This window comes from candidate division TA06 bacterium B3_TA06 (genome assembly GCA_005223075.1).
Classification (GTDB): domain Bacteria; phylum Hydrothermota; class Tepidihabitantia; order B3-TA06; family B3-TA06; genus B3-TA06.
Genome location: NJBO01000013.1, coordinates 1 through 12295 on the forward strand (window position 1 = coordinate 1; position 12295 = coordinate 12295).

Annotated in this window: 9 protein-coding genes; 3 read left to right on the top strand and 6 right to left on the bottom strand. The window is 54.8% G+C overall.

Features of this window, described 5'->3' with window-relative positions; translation table 11 throughout:
- Positions 1 to 504: 504 nt before the first annotated feature.
- The 3 genes from CEE36_08035 to CEE36_08045 are packed head-to-tail and all read left to right on the top strand — an operon-like array spanning position 505 to position 4152.
- On the top strand, positions 505 to 1008 hold the full coding sequence (locus CEE36_08035; GenBank protein ID TKJ41394.1) for a hypothetical protein: 504 nt from the start codon (positions 505 to 507) through the stop codon (positions 1006 to 1008).
- Positions 1008 to 3797: an isoleucine--tRNA ligase gene (locus CEE36_08040; GenBank protein ID TKJ41395.1), complete on the top strand. Its 2790-nt coding sequence runs from the start codon at positions 1008 to 1010 to the stop codon at positions 3795 to 3797. Before CEE36_08035 ends, CEE36_08040 begins: the two co-directional genes overlap by 1 nt.
- Positions 3784 to 4152, top strand: coding sequence for a hypothetical protein (locus tag CEE36_08045; protein ID TKJ41396.1), 369 nt, complete (start codon positions 3784 to 3786; stop codon positions 4150 to 4152). Before CEE36_08040 ends, CEE36_08045 begins: the two co-directional genes overlap by 14 nt.
- Here the strand turns inward: CEE36_08045 and hflX are convergent.
- From hflX to CEE36_08075, 6 genes are all read right to left on the bottom strand, one after another.
- A complete protein-coding gene (gene hflX, locus CEE36_08050; protein ID TKJ41397.1) occupies positions 4121 to 5434 on the bottom strand; it encodes a GTPase HflX in 1314 nt (437 codons plus the stop codon). The genes CEE36_08045 and hflX overlap by 32 nt on opposite strands.
- Complete coding sequence (locus tag CEE36_08055; GenBank protein ID TKJ41398.1) at positions 5406 to 6023, bottom strand: CDP-diacylglycerol--inositol 3-phosphatidyltransferase; 618 nt, start codon at positions 6021 to 6023, stop codon at positions 5406 to 5408. Before CEE36_08055 ends, hflX begins: the two co-directional genes overlap by 29 nt.
- Positions 5995 to 6633, bottom strand: a complete 639-nt coding sequence (rsmI, locus tag CEE36_08060) for a 16S rRNA (cytidine(1402)-2'-O)-methyltransferase (protein TKJ41448.1) — start codon at positions 6631 to 6633, stop codon at positions 5995 to 5997. The genes CEE36_08055 and rsmI overlap by 29 nt, the downstream gene beginning before the upstream one ends.
- A gap of 44 nt (positions 6634 to 6677) precedes the next feature.
- Positions 6678 to 7631 (bottom strand): hypothetical protein, encoded by a 954-nt coding sequence (locus CEE36_08065; protein ID TKJ41399.1) that lies wholly within the window; start codon positions 7629 to 7631, stop codon positions 6678 to 6680.
- Positions 7628 to 10018, bottom strand: a complete 2391-nt coding sequence (locus tag CEE36_08070) for a Clp protease (protein ID TKJ41400.1) — start codon at positions 10016 to 10018, stop codon at positions 7628 to 7630. The genes CEE36_08065 and CEE36_08070 overlap by 4 nt, the downstream gene beginning before the upstream one ends.
- 683 nt (positions 10019 to 10701) lie before the next feature.
- Positions 10702 to 12240 (bottom strand): hypothetical protein, encoded by a 1539-nt coding sequence (locus CEE36_08075; GenBank protein ID TKJ41401.1) that lies wholly within the window; start codon positions 12238 to 12240, stop codon positions 10702 to 10704.
- Positions 12241 to 12295: the final 55 nt, after the last annotated feature.

Here is a 12295-nt window from a genome sequence, read left to right on the forward strand (position 1 = left end):
ACCAGAGCTTCATGTCGTGGCATCCCTGGGAGGTGCGGAATCCTGAGGGCGAGGTCTCGTACACCTTATCCCAGTAACGTGAGAACTGAGCTATGTTGACATCCATCCCCCAGTAAATGTTTGTATCCTCTGGCTGGGAAAAAGACAATAAGCCGAGCAAAACGATAACCATAAGGAAACTTTAGCTGGAGAGATTCAAATGTCAAGCCTGCCCTCAATGATATACCCTAGCCTTCCCAACGTCCTATCTCAGCGGGGATGAAAACTTAACTAATCGGTAAAAAGATTGATTGTTTGAGAACCGGTCTGGATTTCGCATACCGGTAGCCCCGCTTCCTTAAAAATCCTCAATACCCTAACCCCCACCTAGTAACGACCTCTTGGCGCACGAACTTCCAACTCTTGACTTTAAAACTTCTCTCCTTATAATTATCGGCTATGGGCGTATTGTTGATGCTTACAGTTTTGGCGGGAACCCCGACCGATTGGGACGTGGCAAGGACGATGCTTTCAGGGATGTTTGCAGATCTTGGTGGGCTTGAGGGTATTGAAAGTGTAGTCCTTTACGACGCCAGATACTCTTCGGATGATGCTGGATACCTGGTGCGTACGCAGCTGGCCGAGGTTCTAAGAGAACGCGGCATAGAGGTTTACCTTTCCGCACCACTCGGCGCTGAGCCGGAGGTGGAGTTGCGCTACCTTGTAAACCAACTGCGCGTGGTTCATAAACGCAGTTACCGCAAGCTGCTTCTGGGACGCAGGATGATCGAGCGATGGACACAGGCAGAAGTGGAGATAACCTTGATGAAGGACAACATGGTTATTTCACAGCAGCGTTTTGTTGACGAACAGAAAAGCGTGTTCCCTGAAAGCGAACTGGATCTGGTGCGTTCCCCGTTAACCCAGGAGTACTACACCTCATCGTCAGCGGGCAGCCTGTGGGAACCGCTGCTGGTAACCGCGATAGTGGGAACGCTCATCTATATCTTTTACGCCCCCAAGAATTGATGAACTACAGGGATACCATCCATCTTCCCAGCACAGAGTTTCCGATGCGGGCAAAGCTCCCCCAAAGAGAACCCGAGATCCTACGCTTCTGGAACGAGGCTATGATCTATGAAAAAACAATCAAGGCTAGACGTTCGGGCCAAACCTACATCCTGCACGACGGACCGCCCTACTCCAACGAGCATGTCCATCTCGGGACTGCACTCAACAAGGTGGTTAAGGATTTCATCGTTAAGTACCGTTCGATGAACGGTTTCTTCACACCCTTTGTGCCGGGCTGGGACAACCACGGTATGCCCATCGAAAACAACGTCCTGGCCGAGTTCCGTAAGCGAGGGGAACCTGTCGAACGAGGGGCGATCCGCAAACGCTGCCGGGAGTACGCGGCGCATTTCGTGGATGTCCAACGCGATGAGTTCATGCGGCTCGGCGTGTTCGGCGAGTGGGAAAACCCTTACCTGACGATGTCACGGCTATACGAAGCCGAGATACTACGAATCTTCGCCAAACTTGTAGAGCGTGGCTACATCTACCGCGATCTGCGGCCCATCCACTGGTGCACCACCTGCCAGACCGCTCTGGCCGATGCAGAGATCGAGTATCATGAGAAGAGTTCCTACTCCATATGGCTGCGGTTTCCACTGCTTGAAGACCCTGACCGTATCTTCGGCGGGGATAAGGAGGGCTCCTATGCCCTTGTCTGGACCACAACACCATGGACTGTCCCCGCGAATCTGGCCCTGACGGTAAGGCCGGACTTCGAGTACTACGTTGTGAAGAGGGACGAAGAGCGCTACCTTCTGGCCAAGGCGCTCTATGAACAAACGGCTAAAGAGCTGGGATGGAACGAGGGAGAGATCGAGATAGAGCGCCGTCTGGAGGGCGAGCAACTCAGAAACCTCCAGTTCAGACATCCAATCTTCGATCGGCCCTCTCCGGTATTGGAGGGTGATTTCGTCACCGCGGATCATGGCGCCGGCATTGTTCACACCGCACCCGGCCACGGCGAGGATGACTTCCGGATAGGCAAGAAATACGGGCTAGAGATCCTCTGCCCGGTGGATGAGAAGGGGCACTTTACCGCAGAGGCAGGCAAACGTTTTGCAGGCCTGGATCTACAGCAGGGCAACGAGGAGGTGCTGGCCGCACTTAGAGAGGCCGGTAACCTTTTAAAACAGGACATCCTAGAGCACCAGTATCCCTACTGCTGGCGCTGCCATAAGCCTTTGGTCCTCCGCACCACCATGCAGTGGTTCATGAACGTGGATCATGAAGGGCACCGGGATAAGGCTTTGGCTGAGATTGGGAAGGTGGATTGGGTACCGGCGGAGTCCTACGAGCGCATCAAGGCGGCAATCGAGACTCGTCCTGACTGGTGCCTTTCCCGGCAGCGGTTCTGGGGGGTTGGAATCCCTGCATTCTACTGCAACGAGTGCGGCGAAGCTATACTGGATGCGGAGTTGGTGCGGCGCACCGCTGACCTGGTAAAGAGGTATTCGGCCGACTTCTGGTTCGAGCCGGACGTTATGAAGCACTTTCCGGACCTCACCTGTCCTAAGTGCGGGGGTAAAAACCTCAGGCCGGAGCGAGACATCCTGGATGTGTGGTTCGACTCATCCTGTTCCTCGCTGATTGTTTGCCGGAACTGGGAAGGGCTGCGCTGGCCTGTGGATTTGTTCCTTGAGGGTCCGGATCAGCATCGGGGATGGTTCAACGCCTCGCTTATGACCAGCCTGGGTGCGGAAGGACGCTCACCTTACCTGCAAGTGGCAACCACTGGCTGGGCGGTGGATCAGGAGGGTAAAGCTATGCACAAATCGCTCGGCAACTATATAGCCACCGAAGAGATTGTGAATAGTTACGGTGCGGATGTGCTGAGATTGTGGGTTGCCTCATCTGATTTCACACGTGACGTTCGAGTAAGCCGCGAGATTCTGGATCGTGTAGTTGACGCCTACCGCAAGATCCGCAACACCCTCCGCTTCCTCCTGGGCAACCTCGCTGATTTCAGCGAAGAAGAGCGCGTGCCCTACAAAGAGCTTGGCTCGCTTGAGCGCTATATCCTTCACGAGCTGCAAAAACTGGTAAGCAAGGTGCGCAACGGGTTCGACAACCTGGCGTTCCACCGGGCGTTCCAGGCGATCCATGCCTTCTGTGGTGTCACGCTCTCCAGCTTTTATCTGGATGTGGTAAAGGATACCCTTTACACCCGGGGCAAGCGCTCGAAGATCAGATGCTCGGTGCAGACCGTGATGGCCGAGGTGCTCGATACGTTAATCCGGCTTCTTGCTCCTCTGGCCAGCTTCACCGCAGAGGGAGCCTACCGCGCATCCCCTTTGGAGAGGACCGAAGAAAGTGTTTTCTTGCTTAGCTTCCCCAAGGTAGACCCCTCGCTTGAGGATCGCGAGCTCGCCTACGAGTTCTCCCACCTCCTATCCGTACGCGAGGAGGTTCTCAAAGCGCTTGAAGAACGACGCACCGCAGGCAAACTCAAGGCGTCAATCGATGCAAAGGTTAGCCTCGCCGCTAAAGATGACTCCCTGGCTCAACTTCTAAAGAAATACGAATCCCATCTGCCGGAGCTATTTATCGTCTCCCAGGTGAATCTCATGGAGTGGGACAAGATGCCGGAAAAAAGCAGGAAAAACGATCTGGCAGTAGAGGTTCAAAGGCCCAAGGGAGAAAAATGCGTGCGCTGCTGGCTGTGGTCCGAGAGTGTGGGGACCCATCCAGACCACCCGGAGATCTGCGATAAATGCTATGAGGCTATAGCTGATGACCAAACGTAATCGGCAAAGGTATGCGCGAAAACTTCTTGCAGAGAAACTGCACCTGCTTAGAGAAATAGGGGTGGAAGAGAAGGCCTTGGCCGAGTTGGCAAGGGAGGCCTCGGGAGACCTCTCGAGCTTCACCTTCCATATGGCCGATCAGTCCGGTGAAACCTACCGTAGAGAGCTGAAGGCAAGTTTGACCTCAGAACAGACACGCATCCTGCGGGCCATAGACGAGGCACTCAAGCGCATATACAACGGCACATTCGGGATATGCTCACGCTGCGGGGCTAAGGTTCAAAGAGAAAGACTGGACTACGTCCCCTATGCAAAGCACTGTATCAAGTGTCAGCGCTCGCTAGAAGGCTCCTGAACTCCTTATTCAAACCCTCCAGCAAAGCCCTGTATCCCCTCACCTTCAAGGTCACGCTTTCAGGACACTCGATGCGTTCCAACACGTCTCCCGCCTCGTAGAAACGGTGCTCCCATTCAGGATGAGAGCGAGGGATCTTAACCTCCACCTCTATAAGAATCTCTGCTGCAAGCTCTCGGATACGTCTGCGCAAGCCCTCCAGCCCCTGCGAGTGAAGGGCCGACACGAAGGTCGCCTCTTCGTATCTTCGTGCCAACTTCTCCTTCACGATCTCATCGAACAAGAGATCGCTCTTGTTAAGCACAAGCACCCTGGGAATCCCCTCTGCACCTAACTCTACAAGATGGCGCTCGACAACCTCTATCTTTTGATCGAGATGCCGGTCACTTGAGTCAGCAACGTGAAGAACAACGTCGGCCTCGGATATCTCTTGAAGCGTCGCCCGAAAACTTGCCACAAGCTGGGTAGGGAGGTTCTTGATGAGACCAACGGTATCGGTGAGTAGCATGGGGATGTTTTCTTCAAGTTCCACCACGCGGGTTGTGGAGTCAAGGGTGGAAAAGAGCCTAGAGGAGACAAAGGTGTGTTCGGCGGCTAGTGCGTTGAGAAGTGTTGATTTCCCGGCGTTGGTATAACCGGCCATGGTAACGGTTAAAAGCCTCTTGCGGCGCTTTCGCTGGGTGTCCCGCTCACGTTCGATGTGATCGAGCTCCTTCTTCAAACGGTTGATCCGCTCCTGGATACGACGTCTATCCACCTCCAATTTGGTCTCTCCAGGGCCGCGCGTGCCGATCCCCACGGCACGGCCGCCGAGTGCTCCTGAACGACCGCCCAGGCGCGAGAGCTCCCGTCCCCAGCCTGTGAGCTTAGTATACTGGTACTCGAGCTGGGCAAGCTCAACCTGGGTATTGGCCTCCCCGCTGCGCGCATGGAGAGCGAAGATGTCGAGTATCAACGCAGTGCGGTCTATGGTGCGGCGCTTGAGTTCCTCGGCGATGAAACGCAGCTGGGTAGGGGTAAGGGGGTTATCGAATATCACAAGGTCGATCGCAAGCTGTGAGCATATCGCCTTAAGGTAGGCAAGCTTGCCACGACCTACGAAGCTGCGGGGATCGGGCTTTTGCCGGATCTGAAGGATCTTCTCTACAACCTCTGCACCGGCGGTCTCAGCCAGTGCGGCGAGCTCGGCAAGGCTGTCCACGGCGTCCCAGCGTAAGCGGTTATCACGGGCAACCGCAACCAGAAGTACGCGCTCAGCTTTCGGCTTTTCTTGTGAGAACATAGATAAACCGCCTCGCAGCCGTGAATGCGGTGCCTAAAAGAAGACCTCGTATCACCCAATTCATATAATACGGGATAGCTATCAAGGCCACCCCTATGATGAAGACCCGGGTCGGTCTGTCAAAGAACCCAACCTTGCAGTGGATACCTACCCCTTCGGCACGGGCGCGTACGTAGCTTATAGAGTAGGAGGCGAAAAGAAGGGCGAACAGCAACGCGGAGTCGAGTTTACCGAAATCGAAGAAAAGAAAGATCCCAAGGAAGATAATGAACTCTGAGACCCGATCGAGTACCGAATCGAGGAAAGCTCCCTTGGCCGACGCCTTGCCAAGCGCACGCGCCACCTCGCCGTCCACGATATCCCAGGCCGCGGCAAAAAGGATAACCCCGCCTGCGGCACGCATCCAGCCGGAGACACCGCTGGCGAAACCACGGTACATGAGGATAAAGGCCACGCCGGTGAATAAAATCCCTGCCATAGAGATAACGGCGGGAGGCATCCCTAACCGGACAAAGCTCTTCACCAGCGGCGAGACAAGCCACCGGAAGCCCGCATAAACCTTACCGCGTGTTTCCCGAGACCAGGACAACGAGCTCCCCTTTCAATACGATCTCACGCAAGGTTTCTGTAAGATGTTCGAGATCGGTACGTGCCACCTGTTCAAAGCGCTTGGTCAACTCACGCGCAAGCACAACCTGGCGATCAGGACCGAGAACTTCAAGGAGATCACGAGCTATTTTGGGCAAACGAAGTGCGGTTTCATAAAGGATTATGGTACCTCGTTCTTCGGCAAAGGAACGGATCTGGATCTTGCGTCTTCCCGACTTCTTTGAAAGGAATCCAACGAACAGGAACCGGTCGGTTGGGAGGCCGGAGACGACCAAAGCGGCAAGGATGGCCGAAGGACCGGGGATGGGAACAAGATTGATCCCCTGCTTTACGGCCTCGCGCACAAGGTAGAATCCAGGGTCTGATATAGCCGGGGTGCCGGAGTCGGATACCAGTGCAAGGATTTCTCCGTTCGAGAGTTTTGCCAGAAGAGAGGGAGTGCGTGAAGTTTTGTTGGCGTCGTTGTATGAAATGAGAGGCTTGTGAATGTCGTAGTGGGTAAGCAGCGATCTTGTCCGACGGGTATCCTCGCAGACCACAAGATCCACCGCTCTCAGGACATCAAGCGCCCGCAGGGTAATATCTGCCATATTCCCTATCGGGGTGCTCACGATGTAAAGGGTGCCGCGTTCGATCAAAAGATCTGTTCTTTGATGTGGTCAAAAAACTTTAGGTTATTGAGCGCAAACCGGTAGTCCTGAAGCGCCTTGCGGAAGACGGTGATGTGTCTGCCACCGGAGATGGTGGAAAGCGAGTCTGCCAGCAGGTTGAAGAAGGCGGCGAATCCACGCACCAGGCTATCTGTATCCACCTTGGGTGCGCCCGTGAACCTGGCGTCATCTGTGATCTTGAAACTCTCGAAGAAGGTATGCTCCTTGGCAACACCTTTAAGCGAGATCTCTGCTATCTTCTTCACGATGTTGCGTCCAAGGATCGCCGTGAACTCTTCAAGCAGACGGTTTGCAGAGGTTATCAAAAGTTCAACCTGAGCAGATGTAGCGTATGCCGCCTCCTCAGGCACCTCCCGAATGATCTTGATGGAGAGCTCCGAACCCCATTCCTTGAGGTACTTGAAGAGATCATCTGGGGTTCGCCCGCCTGGAGCCAGATATACGGTGGAAACCTCACCTTCCTTCACCAAAACGTAGGACTTCTCGTTGCGACGAGTTATCACCAGTATGCCTGAAAAGTTCTGCACCGACAGGTCACGCAGGAGATTTAGGGGAGGCACACTGCGAGCATCCACCTCCCGAACCACGTTTTCATCCCGCAAGCCGACGATTATCATCACCAAAAGCTGATCGTCGGCGAACGCAACGTTCACAAGTGAGGAGTCGGTGTGCTTGATCTTCTCATCTACATCCATGAGGGCAACCTCTTTGGTAGGAACATTGTTGGCGACCCGCATAATAGTTGCAAGCTCCCCCTGGCGCACGAGCAGGATATCGAAGGAATCCGGGTAGTCTATGGTGATGTAATAGGAGCGCTTAAAAGCCCGGTGCTTCTTGGCAAAGTGCAGCAGCTCATTGAGATCGACGAACTCAGCACGCAGCGAAAAAAGCACGAGCTTTTCCCTTGGAAACCTCATGCCTCCTCACTGTCAAATACCAGCTTGCCGCACGCAAGCCTGACGCGATAGGAGCGCCGCCCCTGACCGTTGATAAGTATCCTGGCTAAAGGATTGGCAACGAGCCGCTCTATAGTTCTCTTAAGGGGCCTTGCCCCGAATCGTTGATCAAATCCCTCGCGCATCAAAAGCTCCTTTACCTCATCTGAGAAACGAACCTTGATTCCTTTATCCTCCAGCCTCTCTTTAAGTCGCCCAAGCTCCAGTTCCACAATAAAACCCATATGTTCCAGCGTAAGCGGCTTGAACACCACTATCTCGTCAATGCGGTTGAGGAACTCCGGGCGGAAGTTCGCTGCCAGATGCCTATCCAGCTCATCCTTGCCGAGCTCGCCGCCGCTATCCAGTATCTCCTGCGAAGCGATGTTTGATGTCATAATAACCACTGTATTGGCAAAGTCAACCGTCCGACCCTGGCCGTCCGTAAGGCGACCGTCGTCCAGAAGCTGAAGGAGTATGTTGAACACGGCAGGATGAGCCTTTTCAACCTCGTCGAGAAGGATAACCTGGTAGGGTCTGCGGCGCACCGCCTCGGTAAGCTGACCTCCTTCCTCGTAGCCCACATAACCCGGAGGCGCACCCACGAACCGGGCGACCGAGTGTTTCTCCGAGTACTCGCTCATATCCATTCGCAGGAGCGCCGCCTCGTCGTCGAACAAAAACCACGCAAGGCTTCGCGCAAGCTCGGTCTTGCCGACACCTGTGGGACCTAGGAAGAGGAAGGAACCGATGGGACGGGCAGGATCGGAAAGCCCTGAGCGCCCCCTGCGAATCGCGTCTGCCACCGCACGAACCGCCTCGTCCTGATCGATGAGCCGCTCGTGGATACGCTCTTCCATCCTTAAAAGCTTTTCGGCCTCCCCTTTGAGCATATTGGCCACCGGTATCCCTGTCCAGCGCGAGATAGTCTCGGCAATCTGCTTTGCATCAAGTATCTGGCCTATCCCCTTGTCTTTCAGGTATGCACTGCGCTCGGCCACGTAATCGGCCTGAATCTTGTCCGCCTCTTTCTTGAGCCGTGCCGCACGGGTGTAGTCCTGAATCTTGACCGCCTCCTGACCCTCACGGGTAAGCTCGGCCAGCCGCTGCCCCTTCTGGCGGATCTCAGGCGGCAGGGAGTACATATCCAGCTTGAGATAGGCTGCCGCCTCGTCGAGCACGTCGATAGCCTTGTCAGGGAGATGGCGACCGGCAATGTAGCGTGATGAGAGCCTGGCAGCGGCCTCTAGGGCGTCATCTGCGATCTTCACCCCGTGATGGGCCTCGTAGCGGTCGCGGAGTCTTGCAAGTATCAGGATCGTTTCCTCGATCGTAGGTTCATCCACGTATACAGGCTGGAACCGGCGCTCCAAAGCCCCATCCTTCTCGATGTGCTCGCGGTACTCCTTGAGTGTGGTTGCGCCCACGCACTGAATCTCGCCGCGCGACAGGGCGGGCTTGAGCAGGTTGGCCGCATCAATCGCTCCCTCGGCAGCGCCCGCACCAACTATGGTGTGCATCTCGTCGATAAAAAGGATAACGCTACCGCGATTCTCTTTGAGCTCATTAAGAACCGCCTTCAGCCGCTCCTCGAACTCACCGCGGAACTTGGTGCCGGCAACCAGCTGACCCATGTCAAGCGCCAGAACCCGTGAGTTGCGAATGATCTCAGGCACCTCGCCCGCGACTATCTGCTGCGCAAGCCCTTCAACTATAGCGGTCTTTCCGACCCCTGCCTCGCCTATCAGCGCAGGGTTGTTTTTGGTGCGTCGGGAAAGTATCTCAATCACCCGGCGTATCTCGTCGTCGCGGCCGATCACAGGGTCAAGCTTGTCCTCCTTTGCAAGTTGAGTTAGATCGCGAGTGTACTTTTTCAAGGATTGGTAGTGGCTTTCAGCATCAGGAGAGGTAATACGCTGCGTGCCTCGTATCTTCTGCAAGGCATGGTAGACCTTATCGGTAGTGACCCCGAAGTCCGAAAGCACCCGTGCCGCCACCCCCTCGCGCTCCTCGGTCAGGGCAAGAAAGAGATGTTCTGTGCCTATATACTCATCCTTGAGCCGCCCTGCCTCCTCTGAGGCACGATCCAGTACGCGCTTTAATCGAGGGGTAAGGTAGGCCTGCTCGGTCCCGCCCCCAGCCCCCACAACTTTCGGCAATCTATCGAGTTCACGTTCAAGACGCTCAACAAAGTATTCCGAGGCGATGCCCATCTCCGATAGAACCTGCGGCACAAGCCCCTGCTGTTGCGTAAGCAGCCCGAAAAGCAGGTGATGCGCGTCAAACTCGGTGTGCTGAAAGCGAGTTAAAGACTCCTGTGCCAGGGCCAGCGCTTGCTGCGCCCTCTGGGTAAAACGGTCTAATCTCATGACAACTAATAGTTTAGCAGGATAGGTGGCTTTGTCAATACAAAAGAACCCTTCCTCCCAGGGATTGATGAGGCTTTTCCGGGGGGAAAAAAGGTGTACAAAAACTACCCGAAAGCTGGTCAGATGCTGGTCAAAAGTTGGTCAAAAGGTGGACATTTTGCGGGTCCGATGCCGAATAAGTGGGACAAAAGATGGACAAAGGCGCGACTGCGTCGCCATTGCAAATATCAAATTGCAAATTTTAAAATGCGATTGCTCCGCAAGCGTCGCCCTCCGGTGCAAAAGTCAAAGTGCAAAGTGTAAAATGGAAGGGTCAAGGGGTGACGCTCACAGCTGACAGCTCACAGCTGACGGCAGGGGACGCGACTTCGTCGCGAATGCAAATATCAAATTTACTCCGCAAGCGTCGTCCTTCGGACAAAATGCAAATTTCAAAATGATGGGGCGGGAAGCAGACGTCTGGGGTAAAAAAGTGGGACAAATAACAGCTCACAGCGGACAGCTGACGGCAGAGGGCGCGACTGCGTCGCCATTGCAAATATCAAATTGCAAAATGCAAATTTTAAAATGCGAATAGCTCCGCAAGCGTCGCCCCTAAACTAAAATGTCATTGCGAGCGAACCCGGTGAGCGAAGCAATCTCGCCCCCTCACCGCCGCTTCGCGCCGTTGTGGGGACCCCAGGCTATCTCACAAGAACGACCTTGAGCGCAGGTGCTTGAGAGTCTTGCGGCACTATGAAGTAAACACCAGGGCTGTGATTTTCTCCCCAGGTCAAAGTTCCGTTTTGAGCCGGGGATTCTATCTCGTCAACCTTGCGGCCCGAGGCGTCGAAGATTGAAGCTCGAAAGCCATCGGGGCTATCTTGATATCGCAGCACTATTTGAGAACCGATGGAGGTTATCACTTCCCAGTTGGGCGGCTTTTCAACAATCGGTGGCTCCGCTACCCCTATCCCCATGTCCCAGTCGGTGATCATTGCAAAGGCCTCGAAGATGGTGTCCGGGTTGGGGCGGGTATACACCCACACGATACGATCGTTGCAGCAGGCAACCGCAGGAGGCTGAGTGTGGCCCCAACAGTTCACGGTATCCGCTCCCCAGGGCGGGGTGTACTCAAACAGGGTGGTGCGGCGTATCGGTTCGTTGTCCTGGATATATCCCAGTATCCCTCCACCATGATCCCAGGTACGCAGTTCTCCATCAGGATAGTCATAGCGGGTTCTTATGTGAGTGTAGGCAAAGCTGTCGTTAGGGGCAACGGCCGTGGAATACCAGCCTCTTGAACCGCCATGTGCACCCCACAAGGTATCTTGCCATATCAGCCCGCGTATGGGATGGCGCGTCAGGCCACGATCACTGAACACCCGACCTACAATAAGCGGATAACAACTCGGATCTTTCCAGAACATCACGAAGCGGTCGTTATCCAGCCAGTAGGACTCAACCCGGTGGCCCCTAGAGCTATCCTCGTTCACCAGATGCCCCATCGGCTCCCAGGGTAGGATAGATTCATCCTCGGCGTCAAACACCTGAAACCTGGGATAAGATATTGCATTCGGAGGAAGGCGAAGCTCATGCCAGGTTACCACCAGGTCGCCTGCATCATTCAGCGCCACACCAGGATAGTTTAAATTGGCATCATCAGGGAGATCGCCGTGAACCCTGAATGGATCACCCTGCGGACCGCCCTGGAAAGAATAACGTCTTGCGTAAATCGTATCACCATCCCAGACTATAGCAAACTCGGCCTGGTCGTTGAGACTCACCGCAACCGCTCTGTTGGAGCTGGGAACATATCCCTGATAGCCTGTCTGAGGAGAACCCAGGGGATTGCCGCTCGTGTCAAAAAGCTGTAAGCGTAAAAACGCCTCATCAGGATTCGGATAAGGATGCTCTGTCCAGAGCAGGACGGTATTTCCTGCTGAATCCATGTCAAGATGGGAACCGCCTATCCGGTGGGTGTCCGCAACCTTGGTTATCTTGTAGGCGTCGGTTAAAGGGCTGCCGTCCGGGTCAAAGAAACGCACGAAAAGCTCTAGCTCATCGAAGGGGGGGTAATCAACCAGCAGGTGGTCTACCCATGCTACGGCAAACCGCCCGTCAGATGCCATTGCTGTGCGCAGGCACCTCTGATCATGGCCTGGCTCAGCCTCGGCGATGCGAAAGGGCCCTACGAGTATATCACCCCACAGGGTTAAAGCTAAGAGGCTTATATTAAGCATTACTGCCTCCTTTCGTCTCAGTATAAGCCAATTCTCCGGCAATGTCAAACTGTTT